A 21,766-nucleotide genomic window follows, 5' to 3' on the forward strand; every position below is an offset into this window, starting at 1 on the left:
CCGCACCCCTTCCCGGGAGATCAGCTCGACGGGGACCGCTCCGTCCGCCAGCGGCCGGAGTTCCGCGCCGCCGCCGAGGTGGGCCGGCGACCTCAAGCCCGACCGGTCCGCCCCGACCCGCCCGCTAAGCTGCTGACGATCCGTAAGCAGTCAACCGCTTACGGCCAGTGTTGGATACGGTCGCCAGCTTGGTGAAAACGTTTCGAATCTCGAACTGGCACGCCCGAATGCTGCGGCTGGGTGACCGTCAGTGCGTGGGGCGGCCGGGTCCGGCGGGGAGGCGCCGGCCGGGCTCGGGCTGGCAGACCGGGCACCAGTAGGTGACCCGCTCGCCCTGGTCCTGCTTCCGGATCGTCGAGCCGCATCGGCGGCACGGCTCGGACCGCCGGCCGTAGACGTAGCTGGTCCGGCCCCGGTGCAGCGACCCGGTCGTACTCTGCGTCCAGCGTCCCCGGTTCGCCATCAGCAGCCGGTGCGCCAGGGCCACCATGCCGGGCAGATCCGGTACCTCCCGGACCGGTGTCCACGGCGACACCCCGCGCAGGAACAGCAGCTCGGACTTGTAGAGGTTGCCGATCCCGGCAAGATTGGTCTGGTCGAGCAGCGCCTCGGCGATGCTCCGGGCCGGCTGGGCGGCAAGCCGCCGTACCGCCTCGGTCGGGTCCCAGTCCGGCCCGAGGAGGTCAGGTCCGAGATGCCCGACCAGCGACGGTTCCTCGGCGGTCGGGATCAGGGCCAGATCGTGCAGGTGATAGCCGACCGCAACCGCGTCGGCCGTACGCAGTACCACCCGGATGGTATGCGCGGGCCGGGCCGCCCAGCGCTCGCCCGGGGCGTACGCCCGCCAGGCGCCGTCCATCCGCAGGTGGGAGTGCAGGGTGAGCAGCCCGTCGCCGTCCGGGACGCGCTGCACGTCGCCGTCCTGGGCGCGCAGCCTGTCGCCGTCCTGGGCGCGCAGCCCGTCGCTGTTCGGGACGCGCAAGCGCAGCAGCAGGTGCTTGCCCCGGGCGGCCGACTCCAGCACGGTGGCGCCGGTCAGGTCGGCGGTGGCCAGTTGTGGTACCCGGAAGTCGGTGGCGGTCAGCCGGTCACCGGCGAGGGCGCGGTGCAGCGCACGGGCGGTGTTCCAGACGGTGTCGCCTTCGGGCACCCGTCCATCCTCTCCCAGCCGTACCGCGTCCGGCACCGCACGCGCCGGACGATCCGCAGGTCGCCGGCCTGCCGTCACCGGCGTCGCCGGATCAGGATTGGAGATCGCGGGACAGAACGGACACCAGGTGTGGAACAGGCGTGATCCTGTTCCCCACGGACGCGCGCCCGACGCTCCTTGGCGAACCGAAGCTGACTGGACCGACCGCCACTCGCCCCTCGCCGCGATGTCCCGAACGAGCATCGTGGCTCAGAGTCACGATCGTGACTCTGAGCCACGACCCTGAAAAGAGGAATGCCTTCCCGCCGGTCAGCCGTCGCCCGACCTGCGGTCAATCGACGGCCTGGTTCGCGGCGGCGAACATCTACCGGGTCGGACCGGCCGGCCCGACCGCCGATCGTCGCCAGCGTTCGGAGACCGATCACCGGTGTACCGTCCAAGGTGGGTGGGCGCCGGAGTAGCGGCGACCGCCCCGCCACCCAGACCGCTACCTGGGAGCACAGCATGGACGCCAGCAGGCTGCCAACCATGACCGTCGGCCAGCGGATCAAGTTCCATCGAGAACGCGCTGGCAAGACGCGGGCTGTCCTCGGAGGACTCGTGGGCCGCTCGGCGGAGTGGGTGAAGGCCGTCGAGACTGGTCGGCTCCTCCCTCCCCGACTGCACATGCTCAGCCAGGTCGCGAAGGCCCTGCGCGTCGACCTGGCGGCACTGGCGACGCCGGACGAGCCGGTCGCGGTGAGCGTCGGCCCTGGCCATGCCCATCTCCCGGCGGTGCGTGAAGCGCTGAATCGGTGGCCGGTCGCACTCGACGCCGAGCCGCCGCCGCTTGACCACATCCGCGCTCGCCTCGACAGCGCGTGGCGGGCTCGCCATGCCGCGCCGGATCACCGGACCGTGGTCGGCGCACTCCTGCCGGGCCTGATCCGCGACGCCCAGCACGCCACTCGGGCGACCCGTGGCGACCAACGACGGCAGGCGCAGGCGAGCCTCGCTGACGCACTGGGCCTGACGCAGATGTTCCTGGCCTACCAGCCGGCCGGCGATCTGCTCTGGCGGACGGTTGACCGGGCGATGTTGGCCGCGCAGGAAGCGGACGATCCGCTGGCCTTGGCCGGTGCGACGTGGTTCGCGGCGGCGGCCCACCGCGACACCGGTGACTGGGACACCGCGATGGCCATCACCTTGGACACGCTGGCGGCGGTGAAGCCGGCGCTGCCCGACGCGTCCGACGATCTCTTGGCGATGTCGGGCGCCCTTCAGGTTGAGGCTGCGCTCACAGCCGCGCGATCGGGCGAGGCCGGCAGGGCGTGGCACCATCTGGACATCGCGGCGAGGGTGGCGAAACGGCTGCCGGATACCTTCTACCAACGCTGGTCCAGCTTCAGCAAGGTCATGATGGCCCCGCACGCCGTCACCGTGGAGGTCGAGTTGCGCAAGGCCGGGCAGGCGCTGCGCCACGCGGACCGGTCGGACCCCAACGCCATCCCGTCTCGGCCACGCCGAGCACGTCACCTGATCGAGGTGGCTCGCGGTCACCACCTGCGCAACGACACCGCAGCCACGGTGGGCACCCTGGACCTGGCGTACGAGACGGCCCCGGAGACGATTCGCTACAACGGACACGCGCGGTCGATCGTGCTGGAGATGATCGAGGGCTCCGGCCCCCATCGCCGCCGTGCCCACGATCTCGCCGTGAAGGTCGGCCTCGCGCACTAGGGGTACGAACCCTACCTCTTTCCGCTTTCGTCGCATCTACGTTCGGTAGTCAACTGGATGCGGCGGGGCGCCAATCTGAGCTCTGTCGCAGCCAGATCACCCGGACCGGGGCCGACGCCGTCGGTCCTGTGCCGGTGCCGATCAGGTTGAGAGTGGCGCTCCGCGACTGGATCTCCGGGGCGCCACGGCCCAGGAGGTGGTACGGCGGTGGATCCCATAGACCGATGGTGGGCCGACCTTCAGCTCGAACAGCAGCATCGCGACGGTGGCCGGTGCCCGGAGTGCGCGCCCCGGGGCGGTTGCCTGGCGCTGCTGGCCGTCGTTCGCCGTCGGGCCGACACCCAGACGACCGGCATCCGGCACGGCCTCGGGCGGCTCGGGTGATCCGGCTGGTACGGCGCTGGCTGGCCGTGGAGTGGCCGATCCCGGTCGACCGCGTCGTCGCCCGCCTGGTCCTCGGCCGGCACGCGCTGCGGGAGTGCGTCCACTGCGGGCCGGACGGCTGCCCGCTCTGGTCGTGGGCGGCCGAGGTGCACCGCCGGGAACACGCGGTCCGGGTACTGCTCGGCGGCACCCTGCCGGCCCAGGTAACGGCCGGGGACGTCCGCGCGGCGCTGGACCGGCTTCGGTGAACGGCCACGAGAGTGCCCCGGGGCTGGCCGCTGACTGGGCCTGGGCCACCATCACCAACCACGCCGAGGGCCGGCACTGCGGCGGCTGTCGGGGCACCTGGTGCCCGACCGCCGAGTGGGCGCTGTGGGTGGTCATCACCGACCGGATCGTGCCGGTCGACCGCCGGCAACTCGTCACCGTGGTGGCCCGGCAGGTGATGCTCGCGCACTGGCCGCGCACCGTGGACGGCTGCCGGCCGTGCGGACTGCCGAACTGTGGCCGGATCGAACTCGCCGGCACGTGGCTGGAGGTCGTCGGCGACGACACGGTGCCGGACAGCGTAAGAATCCTGCGGTCGACACCGACGGACGAGGAGTTGCGCCGGATCACCGGAATGGGCGGGCCTCCCAGCACACCCGATCCCTGATCAGACGGCGCCCGCAGCGCAGGTTATCTGCAATTGTGCGACCTGTCCTGGCGTCGGGCCACGACCCGGGCAGGCTGTCGGTGCGGTGAGACCGCCGGCCGCCGGCCACGGCTGTGCCCACCGGATGGGACGGCGGCGCGGAAGCGTACGCGTCCTACCGCCGTCCACCCTTCGTCAGGGCAACTCCTCGGGACGGGGCTGGCGGACCGCATCCTGGTAACGCGGGTGGCTCGCGTTGTAGATGGCGTAGTTGAGCCGGGCGTCTGCCAGGCTCAGGTCACCGTTCGGGCCGCCCCGGGGGGTGCCGGCATTCTGTTCCGTGGAACCGTCGTCGGTCCAGAAGCAGATCGGGCAGGTACCGCCGCCGGTCCGGTGCGCGCAGCACAGGCAGACGGCGACATCGATCGAGTGTTTCCCCACACCGGTAAGCATTTCACAGCAGCCCGGCACGGGCACAGTAGACAGTTTTACCATTCCGCCCGCCCCGCCGGCCGAAATTTCACACCGCGCGACACCCGAACGGACCGGTACGCCGGTCAGCCGTACCGCTTACTCCAGCCGCAGCACGTCGCCCGGGGTGACGCCGAGCAGTTCGTCCGCCCGACCGCCGTTCACCGCGACCGCCAGTTGGTCGGCCGAGTCCGGATAGACGACGAGTCCGCCGGGCGGGGCGTCGCCGAAGGTGTCGCCCCGGCCCGCCGGGTGCCCGCCGATCCGGACGACCGGGCCGAGCCGCCGAAGCGCGGAGCCGGTCGCGGCGAGCTGGACGTTGCCGAAGTGGTCGACGGTCAGTACCTCGGCCTCCAGCCAGCCGTCGCCCTCCCTGACGACGGGTTCGGGCAGCCGCAGCAGGCTTGCCGGGTCGACCGCCGGCCCGGCGTCGGCCAGCGGCGCCCCCAGCGCGAACCGGGCGGCGGCCGGGGCGAAGATGTCCCGACCGTGGAAGGTGCGCGACGGTGCGGGAAACCATTCCACACTGGTCAGCTCGACCGCCTCGGTGATCCCGCCGAGCACCGACGCGGCCCGGAGGAGCAGCCCGTTGTCCGGGCCGACCAGCAGCCCACCGGGCGTACGCAGGGCGACGCCGCGCCGCGCGGTGCCCACCCCGGGATCGACCACCGCCACGTGTACGGCCGGCGGCAGGTGCCCGACGGTCTGGGCCAGCACGGTCGCGCCCCGGGCGACGTCGCCGGCCGGCACCAGGTGGCTGACGTCGATCACCCGGACGGCCGGCGCGATCCGGGCCACCACCCCGTGGCAGGCCGCCACGAAGCCGTCGGAGAGGCCGTAGTCGGTGGTCAGGCTGAGCCATGCGTAACCGGGCACAGCCGCAACGGTAGCCCGGCCGGTGGATCGCCGTCGGCGCAGGTCAGCCCGGCGACGGGCGGTCGGGGGTGGGTCAGCCCCGGTGGGTGGGTCAGCGCTCGTCGGTGCGGTCGACGAGATCCGGGCTACCCTCGGCCGGGCCGCCGGTCGGGTCCAGCCGCAGTTCCAGTCGCAGTTCGTCGTGCAGCGGGATGCCGTCGGTGCCGACCGTCGGGATGCTCGGCTTGAGCAGCCGGGCCCGGTCCACCGCGCCCGGGTCGACGGCGACGATCCGCAGGCCGCGCCGCTGGTAGAAGCGGAGGGCGCGGAGGTTGTCGTTGCTGGTGATCAGCCAGACCCGGTCCGCCCGGTGTGCCCGCGCCGTCTCCGCCGCGCCGGCCAGCAGCGCCGTACCGACGCCGTTGCCGGAGTTGTCGGCGACGATGCTGACCACCTCCAGGGCGGTGCCGGCCAGGTGCCAGGCCAGGGTACCGAGCAGCGCCCCGGTGCCGTCGACGGCGATCAGGGTGGGCAGCTCGCGCAGGTCGTACCGGACGTCGTGGGCGATCACGTACGGGCCGCCCCACGTCCGGTCGTGCAACGCGTCCACGGCGGCCCGGTCGGCCGGCCCGGCCGGGCGTACCAGCACTTGGGACACGGGCAGCTCCTCGTTCGCGGTGGGCGGTCGGGACGGCGCTGAGTGATCGGCGCTGAGTGGTCGGCGGTGGGCGGTGGTGTCAGGCGTCGTCGGCCTTGCCGAGTCGCCAGTAGCCCATGAAGGCGACCGACTCGCGGTCGAGACCGCGCTCGGAGACGAGGTGCCGGCGCAGTGTCCGGATCACACTGGACTCGCCGGCCAGCCAGGCGTAGTGGCCGCCACCCGACAGGCCCACCGGGACCTCCCACAACTCGTCGTCCACGTCCACGGCATCGGCCGGGGCGTCCGCCGGAGCCGGTCCGTCGGCCGGGAGGAGCCGTTCGGCGGCGGCCCGGACCGCCGGAACCAGCAGGCTGCCGTGGGTCGCGCCGGACCGGGGCAGCCAGGTCACGGTCACCAGCGGCGGTGCCGGCAGATCGAGTACGTCCGCCGGCTCCGGTACCTCCAGCAGTACCTCGCCCCGGCTGTGTGCCGGCAGCCGCTCGACGATGCCGGCGATCGCCGGTACCGCCGTCTCGTCCCCGGCGAGCAGTAGCGTACGGCCGGCGAGTGCGGGCTGGAACTCGCGCCCGCCGTGGTCGCCGAGGTAGCCGTGGTCCGGACCCATCAGCACGATCCGGTCACCCGGGGCGGCGGCCAGCGCCCAGCGGGCGGCCGGCCCGTGTGCGCCGTACGGGCCGCCGTCGGGATGCAGCACGATGTCGACGTCGACCTCGCGGACCTCCCGGCGTACCGCCCGGGTGGTGTAGGTGCGGAACGGGTTGCGCAGTTCGGTGGGGAGGGCGCGCCAGCGCGGGTACCAGTCGGTGCCGTCCGGCAGGTGCCGGAAGCCGTGTACCGGGATCGGGAAGACGAGTTTGATCCGCTGGTCGTACCCGGGGTCGGCGAACGTGTCGAAGTCGTCCCCGGTGAAGGTCACCCGGAGGAAGCACGGGGTCAGCCGCTGCACCCGGGCGACCTCGGCCGGGAAGAGCCGCCACGGGGCGACGAGCGACGGGGCGGTGGAAACCTCGGTCATCGGGCCAACCTCTCGGTACGCGACGCCCGGCGGACTCGACGCGCCCGGCGTGTCGTTAGGTTAGCCTAACCTGGCTCGAAAGTCAGTGCTTGATCGGGTCCGGAACCGTCCCCGGCGCTGCGGTGACCCGCTCGTCCCAGTCGATCCGGTAGTCGAACTGCCAGGCCATCCGCTCCGGCTTGACGAACCGCATGGCCAGCGGCATCAGCAGGTCCCGCAGCAGTCGGCCGACCGGCCCGGCCGCCTTGTCCCGGTTGGTACGCGCACCTGCCGCGATGACCCGCTCCACCCGCGACCGGCGCAGTTGCTCGTACGCGCCGAACGCCGCCGGATGCGGCAGATCGCGCAGGCAGCGGGCGAGCTGCACGGCGCTCTCCACGGCGAGCGAGGCGCCCTGGCCGGAACTGCTGGACGGGGCGTGCGCCGCGTCGCCGACGAGTACCGAGCGACCCCGGCTCCAGACCGGCACGCTGGGCAGATCCTCCATCGGGCCGACGACCAGCAACTCCTCCGGTGCGGTCCGGCGCAACAGCGACAGCGCCGGCGTACGGTCGTCGTCGGCGAACGCCTCGCGCAGCACCGCCAGCCACCGCTCGGGGCTGGTCTGCCGCGCCTCGGCCGCAGTCAGCGGAGCCCGGTGCGGCAGGTTGACGAACCAGCCGCCGCTACCGTCGTCGAGGACCTGGTAGCCGAGGAAGGCCCGCTTGCCGAAGACCATGTGCATCTTGTCGTCGGTCGGGGCCAGTCCGGTCTCGGCGAGCTGTGCGCCGAAGCTGACCAGGCCGGTGTAGCGCGGTCGGGGCGCTGCCGGGTCGAGCAGCGCACGGGTGGCGGACCGCAGGCCGTCGGCACCGACCAGGACGTCGGCGCTGGCCCGCGTACCGTCGGAGAAGTGCGCCGTGACGGCGTCCGCCGTCTCGGTGATGTCCACCAGCCGGCGGCCGTGCTCGATCCGGACGCCCCGGCGGGTCGCCTCGGCGTAGAGCGCCCGGTAGAGGTCGGGCCGCCAGACGAACAACATCTGTGGCAGGCCGGGCGGGCTGCCGAACTCGGCGAGCCGCCGGCCGGTCGCGTTCTGGATCACCATTCCCGCCATCGGTACGCCGACCTCGCCGACGACCGCGTCGGCGTCGAGCACGGCGAGCGCGTTCAGTCCGTTGGGTGCGATGCTCAGGCCGCCACCGATCCCGTCGGCAGTGTCCCGGTGGGCCTCGTACACGACGGCCTCGATGCCGGCCCGGTGCAACGCCATCGCGGCCACCGGTCCGGCGATACCGCCGCCGATGACCAGCGCGGTACGGGTGCTCTGCGTCATGATCTCCTCTTTCGTTCCCGGGCTCGTTCCTGGGTTCGTTCCCGGGCTCGTGTCTCGGGTGGCTCACGGGGTGGGCTCGCCGTGGAACTCGGCCCACAGCCGGCTCCAGCCGGTCGCCGGGTCGGTGATCTGGCCGAGAAGCCGTTCGACGAACGACGACTCCGCCTCCAGCAGCGCGAGCCGGTATTCCTCCTCGACCAGGAACAGCCCTGGTACGCCCCCGGCCAGCGCCCCGTCGACCAGGGCGCGGATCTCGGTGCGTTGTGTGGCGAGCAGTTCCAGCCGGCGGCGCAACAGCGGGATCACCTCGCTGGGCGGCAGCGCCCCGATCAGCGACAGCGCGGCGACGAACTGCGGGTACTCGTGTCGGGGCTGCTCGACGAGGTCGTGCAGCCAGTCGCGTAACTCGGCCCGGCCGGCGTCGGTCAGCGCGTACACCGTGCGTTCCGGACGCTGCCCCTCGCGGTTGGTCTCCTGCGCCGCGATGAAGCCGGCCCTGGCCAGTTGCTGGACCACCATGTAGAGCGAGCCGTGGTTGAACTTGATGCTGCGGTCGTCGCCGTTGTCGCGCAACGTTCGACTCAACTCGTACGGGTGCATCGGTCGCTGGCTCAGGTAGGAGAGCACGGCGAGCCCGAGCAGGTTGCCGACCTTCCGTTTCGTGGTCATTCACGTCTCCGCGTCAGGACGCGGGCTGCTGACACGGCCCGCGTCGAGCTGCGCGGCGGTCAGCCGAAGTGCGCCGGGTCGGCCACGCTGGGCGGCCGGCCCTCGCGGTGCGCCCGCCGCAGGTCGCCCCAGTATTCCCGGGAGAACATCGCGGTCAGCACGGCGAGGCCGCTCCGTCGGGTCCGCACCTCGGCGTGTCGGAGTGTCCCGGTGAGCACGATCCGCCGGTCGCCGGTCACCTGCGGCCGTTCCGGATCCGTCACCCGGGACCGGCCGCTCCGGCGCAGGTCCCAGTCGTCGATCGTGGCGTCGTCCGGTACGAGCAGGGTCAGTGTGGCGTGCTCCAGGTCGGTGGTGATCCGGATGTCGCCGGCCGGGATCCGTGGCGACCGCAGGTCGAGTATGGCGACGCCACGGTGTGCGCGTACCTCGAACTCGCGGCTGGTCGTCCAGTGGCCGAGCCGCTTGGTCACGGTGCGTTGGGCGGAGATTCGGACCGGGGTGTCGGTGCTGGTCTGTGTGGTGGACATGTGGGTGCTGCCTCTCCGTCTCGGGCGGCCTAGTTGATGGCCAGCTCTAACTATCCAGCACTGAATAGTCAGTGTCAACTATTCTGCGGACACGCGGAGGCGCCGACCTGCGGGTCATGGCCGGGTGATGTTGCCGGCGGAGGTGTCCGGCCCGGTCAGCCGCGCAGCCGCAGGCCGCGTGGGGTGGTGCGGAAACCGGCGGCGGTGAGCGCCTCACGCAGCGGCGACGCGTGCACCGAGGCACCGTCGGCGCGTTCCACCGCCAGCGCGCCGAGCGCGCCGGAGCCGACAGCCGAGGCGAGCGCCTGGGCGGCGTCGGCCAGTTGCCCGGGATCGTCCACGAAGGAGAGCAGGGTCCGGCCGCCGCGCTCGACGTAGAGCACGAGTTCCCCGCCGACCAGCACCACCAGGGCACCCGCCTTCCGGCCCGCCCGGTGCCCGGTCGCCGTACCGCCGGCTCTGGCGCCGGTCGGCGTGCTGCCCGCTCTTGTGCCGGTCGGGGTGCTGCCCGCTCTTGTGCCGGTCGGGGTGCTGCCGGCTGCCGGGCCGGTCGGGGCGGTGGGCCGGGTGTGCAGCGTGCCGCCGGTCGGGCGGTTGTCGCCGAGCGTGCCGTCGCCGGAGTCGACCACCCGGGCCGGCCAGGGCAGTGCCGCGCCGTACGGGTTGGCCGGGTCGGTGGCGGCCAGCACCCGGGCTCCGCCGGACCGACGGCGCAACTCGTCGGGCTCGGTGAGCGCCCGCAGCCGGTCCACCGCGCCGGGTACGGCGAACTGGGCGGCGCCGAGCCCTTCCACGAAGTACCCCCGGCGGGCCGCTCCGCGCTCCTCCAGCGCGGCCAGCACCGGATAGACGGCGGCGAAGCCCCCGGAGACCCCCTCGGCGACCACCGCGCCCCGGGTCACCACCCCGTGCCGTTCCAGCAGTACGTCAGCGAGCGCGGCAGCCCGTCGGGTCGGGTCGGTGTCCCGGTCGGGGAGCCGGGACCAGCGCCCGGCAACCGTCGGCGGCCCACCCCGGGCCGGCAGCGCCGCTCGGCCCGGCCGCCGGTAACGGGTGCGCGGCGCGCTGGTACGCGGCCGGTGCGCGCCCCCGCCGCCGAGCGCGGCACGCAGCGGCGCCAGGGTGTCGTTGGTCAACCAGCCGGCCCAGACCAGCTCCCACAACGCCTCGACCAGCGTCGCGTCGTCGACCGGTCCGGCGGCGGAACCCACACCCCACCCGTCGGCGCCGGCACCGACGCCCCGCTCGTCGGTGGCCGGACCGACGGTCCGCGCCCCGTCGGTGGTCGGACCGATGCCGCGCGCACCATCGACGGTCGGGCCTGTGCTCGGTGCCCCGTCGACCGTCGGGCCGGTGAGCCGCCCGGCGGTGGCGATCCGTTCGGCCAGGGATCGGAAGAACAGCGCCTGGCCGTCGCCGAGTGCGGCCAGCACCGCCTCGTGCAGCGGGGTCAGCGCCAGCGCCTCGTCCGGCGGCGGCAGCAGCAGGGCGGCGGTGTCGGCGTAGGCCAGCGTGACCCAGCCGTCGCCCCGGCCGATCGCGCCGGACCCGGCCCACACCACCTCGCCACTGGCACAGAGTTCGTCGAGGTAGGCCGGCGAGTAGTCGGCCACCCGGCCGGGCAGGACCAGGCTCTCCAGCGCGGACGCCGGCACGGCCGCACCCTGCAACTGCTCGACCACGGCGGCGACCGCCTCGACGCCCCGGGCCGCCGCGCCGACCTGCTGCCAGCGGGGCAGGAAGGTGGCCAGCGCCTGGGCCGGTACCGGCTCGATCTCCCGGCGCAACGCCGCCAGGGAACGGCGGCGGAGCAGCCGCAGCACCTCCGCGTCGCACCACTCGGGGCCGGCGCCGGTCGGCGAGAACTCGCCGGAGACCACCCGCCCGTCGGCGCCGAGCCGGCGCAGCGTCTGTTCCACCACGAAGACCCCGAGCCCGAACCGGGCCGCACAGGTGGTCGCGGCGAAGGGACCGGAGGTCCGGGCGTACCGGGCGACGAGGTCGCCGAGCGGGTCGGCGACCGGTTCCAGGTACGCCTGCGGTACGCCCACCGGCAGGGCCACGCCGAGCGCGTCGGCGTACCGGCCGGCGTCCTCGACACCGATCCAGCGCTCCTGCCCGGCGACCCGTACCCGGAGGATCCGCCGGGCGTCGGCCAGCCCGGTCAACCAGTCCGGCGCGACCCCGCGCTCGGTCAGCTCGGCATCGGAGAGGTCACCGAGTAGCCGGAGCAACTCGACGACGTCCTCGGCGTCCCGGGCCCGACGCTGGTCGGTCAGCCACCGCAACTGTCGCTCGGTCTCGGCCACCACCCCGGGATCGAGCAACTCCCGCAGGTCGACCCGGCCGAGCAGCTCGCCGAGCAGAGCCGAGTCCAGCGCCAGCGCGGCGGCCCGCCGCTCGGCCAGCGGGGCGTCGCCCTCGTAGAGGAACGCGCCGACGTACCCGAAGAGCAGCGAACGGGCGAACGGCGACGGCCGGGGCGTCTCCACCTCGACCAGCCGGACCTTGCGGGCCGCCACCTCGCGCATCAGCGCCACCAGGCCGGGCAGGTCGAAGACGTCCTGGAGGCACTCCCGGGCCGCCTCCAGGGTGATCGGGAAGTCGGCGTATTCCCGGGCGACGTCGAGCAGTTGGGCGGCCCGCTGGCGCTGCTGCCAGAGCGGCTGGCGACGGCGCGGATCGCGACGGGGCAGCAGCAGGGCGCGGGCGGCACACTCCCGGAACCGGGCGGCGAACAGCGCCGACCCGCCCACCGACTCCTCGACCAGGGCGGCGATCTCGTCCGGGTCGAAGGCCACCAGCTCGGCGCCGGGCGGGTCGTCGGCGGTGTCGGGCAGCCGGACGACGATGCCGTCGTCGGAGGGTACGACCTGGGCGTCCACGCCGTAGCGTTCGGCGAGCCGGCGGGCGATGGCCAGCGCCCACGGGCCGTTGACCCGGGCGCCGAGCACGCAGTGCACCGCCAGCCGCCAGTCGCCCAGCTCGTCGCGGAAGCGCTCCACCAGCACCGTCCGGTCGTCCGGCACCGATCGGGTGGCGTCCTGCTGCTCGCGCAGGTACGCCACCAGGTTGCCGGCGGCCCAGTCGTCCAGTCCGCCGGACCGCAGCGCGGTGCGGGCCGCCTCGTCGTCGGCCCGGACCAGTCCGCGCAGCCGGCTGCCGAGCGCCCGGCCCAGCTCGACCGGCCGGCCGAGCTGGTCGCCCTTCCAGAACGGCATCCGGGCCGCCTGGCCGGGGGCGGGCGAGACCAGCACCCGGTCCGGGGTGATGTCCTCGATCCGCCAGGACGACGAGCCGAGCAGGAAGACGTCGCCGACCCGGGACTCGTAGACCATCTCCTCGTCCAGCTCACCGACCCGGGCAGCGCGCTCGGCGCCGGCCAGGAAGACCCCGAACAGTCCCCGGTCGGGGATGGTGCCGCCGCTGGTCACCGCCAGCCGCTGCGCGCCCGGTCGACCGGTGAGCAGGTCGGCGGCCCGGTCCCAGACCAGCCGGGGACGCAGCTCGGCGAAGGCGGTCGACGGATAGCGCCCGGAGAGCATGTCGAGTACGGCGTGCAGGGCCGAGTCGGGCAGCTCGGCGAAGGGCGCGGCGCGACGGACCAGGGCGGTGAGGTCGCCGAGCCGCCACTCGTCCAGGGCGACCATCGCGACGATCTGCTGGGCGAGCACGTCCAGCGGGTTGCGCGGATAGTGCAGCTCCTCGATGGCGCCGTCGGTCATCCGTTCCGCCACCACCGCGCAGGAGAGCAGGTCGCCCCGGTGCTTGGGGAAGACGACTCCCCGGGAGACCGCGCCCACCTGGTGCCCGGCCCGGCCGACCCGTTGCAGTCCGGCGGCGACGCTCGGCGGCGCCTCGATCTGCACGACCAGGTCGACGGCGCCCATGTCGATGCCCAGTTCGAGGCTGGAGGTGGCGACCACCGCCGGCAACTGGCCGGACTTGAGCGCCTCCTCGATGTGCCTGCGCTCCTCCCGGGAGACGCTGCCGTGGTGTGCCCGGGCGATCACCGGCGCCGCTCCGCCCGCCGCACCGGACTGCGCCATGATCTCCGCCGGCAGCCGGGGCGGCGTTGCCGGCCGGAGCGGCCCGGGGCGCTCGCGGTCGGCCCTGGTCGCGGGGTCGGGGGCCAGCTCGGCCTCGTCGGCGGCCAGCTCGTTGAGCCGGGCACAGAGCCGTTCCGCCCCGCGCCGGGAGTTGGTGAAGACGATTGTCGACCGGTGCGACCGGACCAGTGCGTAGACCCGCTCCTCGACCGCCGGCCAGATCGACGCCCGGCGGGGTGTGCCCGGCTCGTCGTCCGGCGCCTCCTGCTCGTCGAGCCGGGTCATGTCCTCGACCGGCACCTGCACGCTGACCTCGATGGTCTTGGCGGTCTCCGGCTGGACGACGGTCACCGGTCGGGCGCCGCCGAGGAAGCGTGCGGTGGCGTCGATCGGGCGCACGGTGGCGGAGAGCCCGATCCGCTGTGCCGGGGCGGGGAGCAGGGCGTCCAGCCGCTCCAGGGAGAGCGCCAGGTGGGCGCCGCGCTTGGTGCCGGCCACCGCGTGCACCTCGTCCACGATCACCGTCTGCACCCCGCGCAGCGAGTCCCGGGCGGCGGAGGTGAGCAGCAGGAACAGCGACTCCGGTGTGGTGATCAGGATGTCCGGCGGGGTACGCGCGAACGCCCGGCGCTCGTCGGCCGGGGTGTCCCCGGTCCGCATCCCGACGGTGATCTCGGGCGGCGGGAGGTCCAGCCGGGCCGCCGCCTGCCGGATCCCGGTGAGCGGAGCGCGCAAGTTACGTTCGACGTCGACGGCGAGCGCCTTCAGCGGGCTGACGTAGAGCACCCGGCAGCGTTGCCGGGGATCGGCCGGGACCGGCTCGCGGGCCAGCCGGTCCAGCGACCAGAGGAAGGCCGCCAGGGTCTTGCCGGAGCCGGTCGGTGCGACCACCAGGGCGTTGCGGCCGGCACCCACCGCCCGCCAGGCCCCGGCCTGGGCATCGGTGGGTGCGGCGAAGGCGGCGGCGAACCACTCCCGGGTCGCCGCGCCGAACGTCGCCAGCACATCGCTCACCGACCCATGGTGCCCGGTCGGTCCGACAGGTTCACCGGAACGGATGTCCGCATGCCCGGTTGATCGTTGTTTTCGCCTGAGATGAGGGCTAAGTCTCACTTAACTGCTTGCGAATGATGTGCAACCTACAGTAACTTCTCCGAAACCCAAGCTCGGCACAAGGGGGTCCGGATGACCAGCGTCCCGCGCGACGTCCCGGCCGCCACGGACGTGCTGACCCGTCGGGTCGAGACCTACCTGACCGTGGCGCGGGCCAAGCTGCGCGGCAACGACCTCGATCTCGCCGAGCGGCTCGCCGACTCCCTGCGACAACTCGTCGCCGCCACCGCCACCGCCAGCGCGGCGGACCGGGCCCGGGTCCGGGCCGCCGTGCACGCACTGGTGCTGCGCCGCGAGGCGCACGGACGGGTGCTGCCCCGGCGCTCCCTCGCCACCGCCCAGCAGGTGATCAACCAGGTGGTCCGGCAGCTCGGCCGCGCCGACCTGGCGGTGCCGTCCACACCGGACGTCTCCGGCGACACCGCCGGGCCGACACCTGCCGCCGGCAACGCCACCCCCGCCGTCTGCGACCGGGATCCCACGCACCCGGTCGACTCGCCGTGCACCGTCGGGTGACAACCGGCACCGCCTTCCGGCCGGCCTGACCGGCTGGTCCTGAAACGTCGACTCGCCGTGCACCGTCGGGTGACAACCGCCGTCCTCGGCCAGGCCCGGCCTGGCGGGTAGACCGCCGAGCCACCGCCGGCCCCGGCACGTCCGAAGCCGCGGCACCGCCCTCCGGACGGCCTGACCGGCGCCGCCGAGCGGCGCGCATGATCGCCGACCCGCGCCCCACTCGGGTGGATTCGGGCAATTCTCCGCGTCGGGCCGGAACTGTGTCGTCTGATCTGTCTGGGTCCACGTCCTCGGGCCGGGCCATGCCGACACCTTCCTGGAGTACGGATGCTGATGCTGCTGGCGCTGCACCTGGTGGCTGCGGCGCTGGCACCCGCGTTGGTGCGCCTGTGGGGCCGGTGGGCCTTTCTGCCGCTGGCGCTCGCCCCGGCCGCCGCGTTCGGCTGGGCGCTCGGGTACGCCGGCACGATCGGCAACGGCACGCCGGTCGTCGAGACGTACCGGTGGGTGCCGGAACTCGGCCTCGACCTGGCGCTCCGGGTCGGCACCCTGTCCTGGCTGCTGGTCCTACTGGTCGGCGGGATCGGCGCGCTGGTACTCGTCTACTGCGTCCGCTACTTCGCCGCCGGTGAGCCCGACCTCGGCCGGTTCGCCGCCGCGTTCGTCGGCTTCGCCGGTGCCATGCTCGGCGTGGTGGTCGCCGACGACCTGCTGCTGCTCTACATCTTCTGGGAGCTGACCAGCGTCTTCTCCTACCTGCTGATCGCACACCACTGCGAGCAGCCGGCCAGCCGGCGCGCGGCGACGCAGGCGCTGCTGGTGACCACCCTCGGCGGCCTGGTGATGCTGATCGGCTTCGTCATGCTCGGCCAGCACGCCGGCACGTACCGGTGGTCGGAGATCGCGGCCCGGCCACCGCCGTCCGGCGGCTATCTCGGGCTCGCGGTGGTGCTGATCCTCATCGGCGCGTTGAGCAAGTCGGCAATCTTCCCGACCAGCTTCTGGCTGCCGGCCGCGATGGCCGCACCGACCCCGGTCAGCGCCTACCTGCACGCCGCCGCGATGGTGAAGGCCGGCGTCTACCTGGTCGCCATGCTCGCCCCGGCGTACGCGGACGTCGGCCCGTGGCGCCCGCTCGTCTACGTCGCCGGGGTCGTCACCATGCTGGCCGGTGCCTGGGCGGCGCTGCGCCAGGTCGACCTGAAGTTGCTGCTGGCGTACGGCACGGTCAGCCGGCTCGGGCTGCTGGTCGTACTCCTCGGGACCGGCACCCCGGACGCCGCGCTCGCCGGCGCCGCGATGCTGCTCGGGCACGCGCTGTTCAAGGCGGCCCTGTTCCTGGTGGTCGGGATCGTCGACCGGCGGGCCGGCACCCGGGACCTGACCGTGCTGTCCGGGCTGTGGCGGCGGATGCCGCTGGTCTGCGTCGCCGCCGTCCTCGCGGCGGCGTCGATGGCCGGAGTGCCACCGCTGTTCGGGTTCGTCACCAAGGAGGCGGCCTTCGCGGCGCTCGCCGACGATCCGCTGCTGCTCGCCGCGCTGCTGCTCAGCGCGACGCTCAGCACCGCCTACGCCACCCGGTTCGTCTGGGGCGCCTTCGCCGACCGGCCGGGCGCGGAACCGACCCCGACCCGGCCGGTCGAGGCCGTCCTGCTCGCCCCGGCCGGTCTGCTCGCGGTCGCCGGGCTGGTCCTGGGCGTACTGGCCGGGGCGGTGGGCGGGGCGCTCGCCGGATATCCCCGGATCTTCGGGACGATCGATCACCACCTGACGCTTCTGCCGGCGCCGGGGCTCGCCCTCGGGCTGTCGCTGCTGGCCCTCGTCGCCGGCCTGCTGCTCTTCGCGCTGCGTGGGCCGGTCGGCGCGGTGCAGGCCCGGCTGCGGGCGCCGGTGGACGGGGACAGTGTGTACCAGGCGCTGAGCCGAGGGCTGGACCGGTTCGCCGTACTGCTCACCGGCGCGACCCAGCGCGGTTCGCTGCCGCAGTACCTCGGCATCATCCTGCTGGCCGTGGTCCTGGTGCTCGGCGGCGCGCTGCTGCGCGGCCCGCGGCCGGAGCGGATCGGCGGCTGGGACAACCCGCTCCAGGCGGTCGTCGGGGCGGTGCTGGTGGTCGCGGCGGTGCTCACCGTACGGGCCCGGCGGCGGCTCGCCGCGGTGATCCTGGTCGGGGTCACCGGCTACTGCACCGCGATGCTCTTCGTGCTGCACGGAGCGCCCGACCTGGCGCTGGCCCAGTTCCTGGCGGAGACCGTCACCATCGTGGTCTTCGTACTGGTGCTGCGCAGGCTGCCGGCCCGGTTCTCGGTACGGCCGTTGCGGCGCAGCCGCTGGGCGCGGCTCGCCCTCGGGGTGGCGGTCGGGGTCGTGGTCGCCGGAACGGCCCTGGCCGCGACCGAGGCGCGGCGGGCACCGCCGGTCTCGGCCGAGTTCCCCGGGCCGGCGCGCTCCTTCGGGTACGGCCGCAACATCGTCAACGTGACCCTTGTGGACATCCGGGCCTGGGACACCATGGGCGAGATCGCGGTGCTGGTGGTGGCGGCGACCGGGGTGGCCAGCCTGATCTTCCAGCGTCGACGTGGCCCGGAGCGGCCCCGACGCGGTGACCTGCCCCCGCCGCCCGGGGCTGAGCGGGTCTGGCTGCGGGCCGGCCCGACCCTGCGGACCCGGCACCGCTCGATCGTCTTCGAGGTGGTCGTCCGGCTGATCTTCCACACGGTCGTGCTCTTCTCCATCTTCCTGCTCTTCGCCGGCCACAACGCCCCCGGCGGTGGTTTCGTCGGCGGTCTGGTGGCCGGGCTCGCGCTCGCGGTCCGTTACCTTGCCGGTGGCCGGCACGAACTCGACCAGGCGGCCCCGGTCGACGCCGGGGTGGTACTCGGCGTCGGCCTCTTCGTGGCGGTCGGCACCGGTCTGCTGGCCATGTCGACAGGTGGGGAGGTGCTGCGCAGCACGCTGCTGAAGCCGGAGCTGCCGCTGGTCGGCGACGTGCACCTGGTCACCTCGATCTTTTCGACATCGGCGTCTACCTGGTCGTGGTCGGCCTGGTGCTGGACGTCCTGCGCAGTCTCGGCGCGGAGGTGGACCGGCAGATCGAGGTGGAGGACGAGCCGACGACCGGGCTGCGTACCGACCGACCGGCGGGCCCGGCCCAGCAGGCGGCGACGGCATCGGCGCCGTCGGCGGGCGCGGCCGGGCCTGACTTCGGGTCGGCCGGTGCGGGCGGCACGGACTCCGGGGCGGACGGGACCGGTTCCGGGGCGGCCGGGGCGGAGGGGCGAGGATGAGGCCCAACCTGATCCTCGCGCTGGTTGTCGGGGTGCTGTTCGGCGCCGGGGTCGTCCTGCTGCTGGAGCGCAGCCTCAGCCGGGTGCTGATCGGCATCATCCTGCTCAGCAACGGCGGCAACCTGCTGCTCCTGTTGGGCGGCCGGGCGGGCGGGGCACCGATCCTCGGGATCACGCCGGAGTCGGAGATGAGTGATCCGTTGGCCCAGGCGATGGTGCTGACCGCCATCGTGATCACGCTCGGGCTGACCGCGTTCCTGCTGGCGATGGCGTACCGGAGTTGGCAGTTGACCGGGCACGACGAGGTACGCGACGACCCGGAGGACCGCCGGATCGTGCGCCGTGCGCAGCGGCGCGAACTCGCCGGCCCGGACGACAACACCGGCGAGGGGCCGTGGGTGCCACCCGGCGGCGTGTTGGGCACCGACCCGGAGCAGGTCGATCCGGAGCCGGCACCGCGCCGGTTGGACGGCGAGGCGGACGGGCGATGAGGTACCTGGTACCGCTGCCGGTGGTCGTTCCGCTGTTCGGCGCCGCGCTCACCCTGGTGCTGGCCCGCCGCCCGATGGCGCAGCGGGTGGGCAGTGTCACCGTCCTGGTGGTCACCCTCGTCGTCGCCGTCCTGCTGCTCTGGCAGGCGCACTGGGCAACCCCGCTGGTGGTGCACATCGGCGGCTGGCCGACACCGCTGGGGATCGTGCTGGTCGCCGACCAGTTGGCCGCGTTGATGCTGGTGGTCTCGGCGGCGGTGACGCTCTGCGTGCTGCTCTACTCGATCGGCGAGGACCAGGCGGATCCCGGCGAGCACGCCCCGGTGGTCATCTACCACCCGACCTATCTGGTGATGACCGCCGGCGTGACGAACTCGTTCCTCTCCGGTGACCTGTTCAGTCTCTTCGTCGGCTTCGAGATCGTGCTCGCGGCCAGCTACGTGCTGCTCACCCTCGGCGGCACCGAGGAGCGGATCCGGGCCGGCACCACGTACGTCGTGGTCGGCATCGTCTCGTCGATGATCTTCCTCACCTCGATCGGCCTGGTGTACGCGTCCACCGGAACGCTGAACCTCGCCCAACTGGTCGGCCGGCTGGACGCCCTGCCGGCGGACCTGCGGCTGGCGCTGCACGGCGTACTCCTGCTCGCCTTCGGTATCAAGGCGGCGGTCTTCCCGCTGGCGGCCTGGCTTCCGGACAGCTATCCGACCGCGCCGGCCCCGGTGACAGCGGTCTTCGCCGGCCTGCTGACCAAGATCGGCATCTACGCGATCATCCGCACCGAGACGCTGCTCTTCCCGGACGGCCGCGCCGCAGACCTGCTGCTGGTACTCGCCATGCTCACCATGCTGGTCGGCATCCTGGGCGCCGTCGCCCAGTCCGACATCAAGCGGCTGCTGTCGTTCACCCTGGTCAGCCACATCGGATACCTGCTCTTCGGGGTGGCGCTGACCTCCGGCCCCGGGCTGGCGGCGGCGATCTTCTACGTGGTGCACCACATCACCGTGCAGACCACACTCTTCCTGGCGGCCGGGCTGGTCGAGCGGCGGACCGGCAGCACCCACCTGGACCGGATCGGCGGGCTGGCCCGAATCGCCCCGCTGCTCGGCGTGCTGTTCCTGGTACCGGCGCTGAACCTCGCCGGCATCCCGCCGTTCTCCGGGTTCCTCGGCAAGCTGGGCCTGTTCCAGGCCGGCGTGTCGGCCGGCGGCGTGCTGCCCTGGCTGCTGGTCGTGGCCGGCGTGCTGACCAGCCTGCTCACCCTCTACGCGACGACGAAGGTCTGGAACCTGGCGTTCTGGCGTCCCGTCCGGCTGGAAGACCCGGAGGCGCCGGCCCGGCTGCCCCGGCTGATGGTCGGCGCCACGACGGTACTGGTGCTGCTCGGGGTGGGGTTGACGGTGGCCGCCGGTCCACTCTTCGGGGTCAGCGCGGAGGCAGCGGACGACCTGCGGCAACGCACCCCGTACGTGCGGGCGGTCTTCCCGGGCAGCCCACCGTGACCGGCGACGTCCGGCCGGACGGTCCGGCTGTGTCCCGCCGGGTCGGGGCGGGCTGGCGGGCGCTGCGGCGCCGGCTGCCGCAGCGGCGGCGCTGGCGGGACCACCTGTTCACCGTCGGCTGGCTGGTCGCGGTCTGGAGCCTGCTCTGGGGCGAGTTCACCTGGGGCAACCTGCTCGGCGGTGCGGTGGTGGCCGTGGTGATCCTGGTCTTCCTGCCGCTGCCCCGGGTGACCTTCGGCGGCCGGCTCCGGCCCCTGGCGCTGGCCGAGTTCGTCGGGCGGTTCGTCGCCGAACTGGTCGTCGCGAGCGTGCACGTCGGCTGGGTCGCGGTACGCCCCGGCCGCAGTCGACTCCGGAACGCGATCATCGCCGTCCGGCTGCGGGTGCGTACCGACCTCAACCTGGCGCTGACCGCCGAGGTGCTGTCACTGGTCCCCGGCACGCTCATCGTGGAGGCGGACCGGGCGGCCGGCACGCTCTACGTGCACGTGCTGGACGTCCGGGGCGCCGAGGACCTGACCCGGAGCCGGGACCGCGTACTGGCGCTGGAGGCCCGCCTCGTCCGCAGCGTCGGGTCCGACGCGGAACTGCGGATGGTCTCCGCACCCACCACCACAACAACCACCGAACCGGGAGGCTCCCCGTGACCGTCGTCGTCATCATCGTCGCCGTCCTGCTGTCGATCGCGGCGACGCTGGCCCTGGCCCGCGTCGTACGCGGCCCGGCGCTGCTGGACCGGGTGGTCGCGGCCGAGGTGCTGATCTCGATCATGATCGGGGCGCTCGGCGCCGAGGCGGCCGTCAACCGGCACGCCACCACCCTGCCGATCCTGCTCGTACTCAGCTCGCTGGGCTTCGTCGGCTCGGTGGCCCTGGTGCGGTTCGCCGCCGGGGAGGAGGCGTGACCGGGGGCGACGTGCTGGACGTGCTGGTCGGGGTCTGCCTGGTCCTCGGCGGACTGCTGAGCCTGGTCGCCGGGATCGGCCTGGTCCGGTTCCCGGACGTGCTCAGCCGGACGCACGCGGCGACCAAACCGCAGGTGCTCGGCGTACTGCTGATCCTGCTGGCGCTGGCGGTCAGTATGCGCAACGGGGCGGACCTGGCCACGCTGGTGCTGATCGGCGGGTTCCAGCTCGGCACCGCACCGCTCGCGGCCCAGATGATCGGCCGGGCGGCGTACCGGACCGGGCGGGTCCACCAGGAGTCGCTGGTCGTCGACGAACTCGCCGAGCACAAGGCCGGCGCCGACCGCCCCGACTGAGCCGGGAACGGGGTATCCCGACCGGCCCGCCCGCGCCGGCCGACGCCGCCCCGCCAAGCGGTATCCCGAGCGTCCTGCTCGCGCCGGCCGACGCCGCCCGCCAACTCGAAACGGTGTGACCGGCGCCCGTTGACATTCAGCAGCG

The 21,766-nt window shown here is 73.5% G+C and carries 18 protein-coding genes and 2 pseudogenes; 11 read left to right on the forward strand and 9 right to left on the reverse strand.

Annotated elements, in window-relative coordinates; genetic code table 11:
• Positions 1-247: 247 nt before the first annotated feature.
• A complete protein-coding gene (locus Pen02_RS08120) occupies positions 248-1,150 on the reverse strand; it encodes a DNA-formamidopyrimidine glycosylase family protein (RefSeq protein WP_203865314.1) in 903 nt (300 codons plus the stop codon).
• 504 nt (positions 1,151-1,654) lie between these two features.
• On the opposite strand from Pen02_RS08120, the gene Pen02_RS08125 reads away from it, so the two are divergent.
• The 4 genes from Pen02_RS08125 to Pen02_RS08140 all read left to right on the forward strand — a co-directional run bounded on the left by Pen02_RS08125 (position 1,655) and on the right by Pen02_RS08140 (position 3,908).
• Entirely contained in the window at positions 1,655-2,869 is a 1,215-nt protein-coding gene (locus Pen02_RS08125) for a helix-turn-helix domain-containing protein (protein WP_203865315.1), read from the forward strand.
• A gap of 207 nt (positions 2,870-3,076) precedes the next feature.
• Positions 3,077-3,253: a hypothetical protein gene (locus Pen02_RS08130; RefSeq protein ID WP_203865316.1), complete on the forward strand. Its 177-nt coding sequence runs from the start codon at positions 3,077-3,079 to the stop codon at positions 3,251-3,253.
• Positions 3,250-3,501: a hypothetical protein gene (locus Pen02_RS08135; protein WP_203865317.1), complete on the forward strand. Its 252-nt coding sequence runs from the start codon at positions 3,250-3,252 to the stop codon at positions 3,499-3,501. Before Pen02_RS08130 ends, Pen02_RS08135 begins: the two co-directional genes overlap by 4 nt.
• Positions 3,498-3,908: a hypothetical protein gene (locus Pen02_RS08140; protein ID WP_203865318.1), complete on the forward strand. Its 411-nt coding sequence runs from the start codon at positions 3,498-3,500 to the stop codon at positions 3,906-3,908. The genes Pen02_RS08135 and Pen02_RS08140 overlap by 4 nt, the downstream gene beginning before the upstream one ends.
• A gap of 174 nt (positions 3,909-4,082) precedes the next feature.
• Here Pen02_RS08140 and Pen02_RS08145 read toward each other — a convergent pair whose 3' ends face one another.
• The 8 genes from Pen02_RS08145 to Pen02_RS08180 form a co-directional block, all read right to left on the reverse strand.
• Complete coding sequence (locus Pen02_RS08145) at positions 4,083-4,328, reverse strand: CPCC family cysteine-rich protein (RefSeq protein ID WP_239140250.1); 246 nt, start codon at positions 4,326-4,328, stop codon at positions 4,083-4,085.
• A 129-nt stretch (positions 4,329-4,457) separates the two neighbouring features.
• Positions 4,458-5,234 (reverse strand): SAM hydrolase/SAM-dependent halogenase family protein, encoded by a 777-nt coding sequence (locus tag Pen02_RS08150; RefSeq protein WP_203865320.1) that lies wholly within the window; start codon positions 5,232-5,234, stop codon positions 4,458-4,460.
• Between the two features lie 91 nt (positions 5,235-5,325).
• Positions 5,326-5,871 carry a GNAT family N-acetyltransferase gene (locus Pen02_RS08155; protein WP_203865321.1) on the reverse strand — a complete coding sequence of 182 codons (546 nt, stop codon included), beginning with the start codon at positions 5,869-5,871 and terminating at the stop codon, positions 5,326-5,328.
• Positions 5,872-5,950: 79 nt separating this feature from the next.
• On the reverse strand, positions 5,951-6,889 hold the full coding sequence (locus tag Pen02_RS08160) for a siderophore-interacting protein (protein ID WP_203865322.1): 939 nt from the start codon (positions 6,887-6,889) through the stop codon (positions 5,951-5,953).
• 82 nt (positions 6,890-6,971) lie between these two features.
• Positions 6,972-8,204, reverse strand: coding sequence for an FAD-dependent oxidoreductase (locus Pen02_RS08165; RefSeq protein ID WP_203865323.1), 1,233 nt, complete (start codon positions 8,202-8,204; stop codon positions 6,972-6,974).
• Positions 8,205-8,267: 63 nt separating this feature from the next.
• A complete protein-coding gene (locus Pen02_RS08170; RefSeq protein WP_203865324.1) occupies positions 8,268-8,873 on the reverse strand; it encodes a PadR family transcriptional regulator in 606 nt (201 codons plus the stop codon).
• 59 nt (positions 8,874-8,932) lie between these two features.
• Positions 8,933-9,403, reverse strand: a complete 471-nt coding sequence (locus Pen02_RS08175; RefSeq protein WP_203865325.1) for a hypothetical protein — start codon at positions 9,401-9,403, stop codon at positions 8,933-8,935.
• A 155-nt stretch (positions 9,404-9,558) separates the two neighbouring features.
• Positions 9,559-14,457 (reverse strand): ATP-dependent helicase, encoded by a 4,899-nt coding sequence (locus Pen02_RS08180; protein WP_372445592.1) that lies wholly within the window; start codon positions 14,455-14,457, stop codon positions 9,559-9,561.
• A 180-nt stretch (positions 14,458-14,637) separates the two neighbouring features.
• Here Pen02_RS08180 and Pen02_RS08185 point away from each other — a divergent pair.
• The 7 genes and pseudogenes from Pen02_RS08185 to mnhG form a co-directional block, all read left to right on the forward strand.
• A pseudogene (locus tag Pen02_RS08185) lies at positions 14,638-14,973 on the forward strand (hypothetical protein); the annotation flags it as partial.
• A 441-nt stretch (positions 14,974-15,414) separates the two neighbouring features.
• Positions 15,415-18,033: pseudogene (locus Pen02_RS08190) on the forward strand (Na+/H+ antiporter subunit A); the annotation flags it as partial.
• 331 nt (positions 18,034-18,364) lie between these two features.
• Positions 18,365-18,859, forward strand: coding sequence for a Na(+)/H(+) antiporter subunit C (locus Pen02_RS08195; protein ID WP_203865326.1), 495 nt, complete (start codon positions 18,365-18,367; stop codon positions 18,857-18,859).
• Positions 18,856-20,361, forward strand: a complete 1,506-nt coding sequence (locus Pen02_RS08200; RefSeq protein WP_203865327.1) for a Na+/H+ antiporter subunit D — start codon at positions 18,856-18,858, stop codon at positions 20,359-20,361. Before Pen02_RS08195 ends, Pen02_RS08200 begins: the two co-directional genes overlap by 4 nt.
• Positions 20,358-21,008, forward strand: a complete 651-nt coding sequence (locus Pen02_RS08205) for a Na+/H+ antiporter subunit E (protein WP_372445584.1) — start codon at positions 20,358-20,360, stop codon at positions 21,006-21,008. The genes Pen02_RS08200 and Pen02_RS08205 overlap by 4 nt, the downstream gene beginning before the upstream one ends.
• On the forward strand, positions 21,005-21,265 hold the full coding sequence (locus Pen02_RS08210; RefSeq protein ID WP_203865328.1) for an MrpF/PhaF family protein: 261 nt from the start codon (positions 21,005-21,007) through the stop codon (positions 21,263-21,265). The genes Pen02_RS08205 and Pen02_RS08210 overlap by 4 nt, the downstream gene beginning before the upstream one ends.
• Positions 21,262-21,621: a monovalent cation/H(+) antiporter subunit G gene (mnhG, locus tag Pen02_RS08215; protein WP_239140252.1), complete on the forward strand. Its 360-nt coding sequence runs from the start codon at positions 21,262-21,264 to the stop codon at positions 21,619-21,621. The genes Pen02_RS08210 and mnhG overlap by 4 nt, the downstream gene beginning before the upstream one ends.
• The last annotated feature ends 145 nt before the right edge of the window (positions 21,622-21,766 follow it).

The sequence above is a fragment of the Plantactinospora endophytica genome, assembly GCF_016862915.1.
GTDB lineage: Bacteria > Actinomycetota > Actinomycetes > Mycobacteriales > Micromonosporaceae > Plantactinospora > Plantactinospora endophytica.

Excerpts from the sequence above, each read along its gene's own strand:
- Pen02_RS08125 (WP_203865315.1), top strand. The coding sequence starts at position 1,655 with ATGGACGCCAGCAGGCTGCCAACCATGACCGTCGGCCAGCGGATCAAG.
- Pen02_RS08160 (WP_203865322.1), bottom strand. The coding sequence starts at position 6,889 with ATGACCGAGGTTTCCACCGCCCCGTCGCTCGTCGCCCCGTGGCGGCTC.
- Pen02_RS08165 (WP_203865323.1), bottom strand. The coding sequence starts at position 8,204 with ATGACGCAGAGCACCCGTACCGCGCTGGTCATCGGCGGCGGTATCGCC.
- Pen02_RS08170 (WP_203865324.1), bottom strand. The coding sequence starts at position 8,873 with ATGACCACGAAACGGAAGGTCGGCAACCTGCTCGGGCTCGCCGTGCTC.
- Pen02_RS08175 (WP_203865325.1), bottom strand. The coding sequence starts at position 9,403 with ATGTCCACCACACAGACCAGCACCGACACCCCGGTCCGAATCTCCGCC.
- Pen02_RS08195 (WP_203865326.1), top strand. The coding sequence starts at position 18,365 with ATGAGGCCCAACCTGATCCTCGCGCTGGTTGTCGGGGTGCTGTTCGGC.
- Pen02_RS08200 (WP_203865327.1), top strand. The coding sequence starts at position 18,856 with ATGAGGTACCTGGTACCGCTGCCGGTGGTCGTTCCGCTGTTCGGCGCC.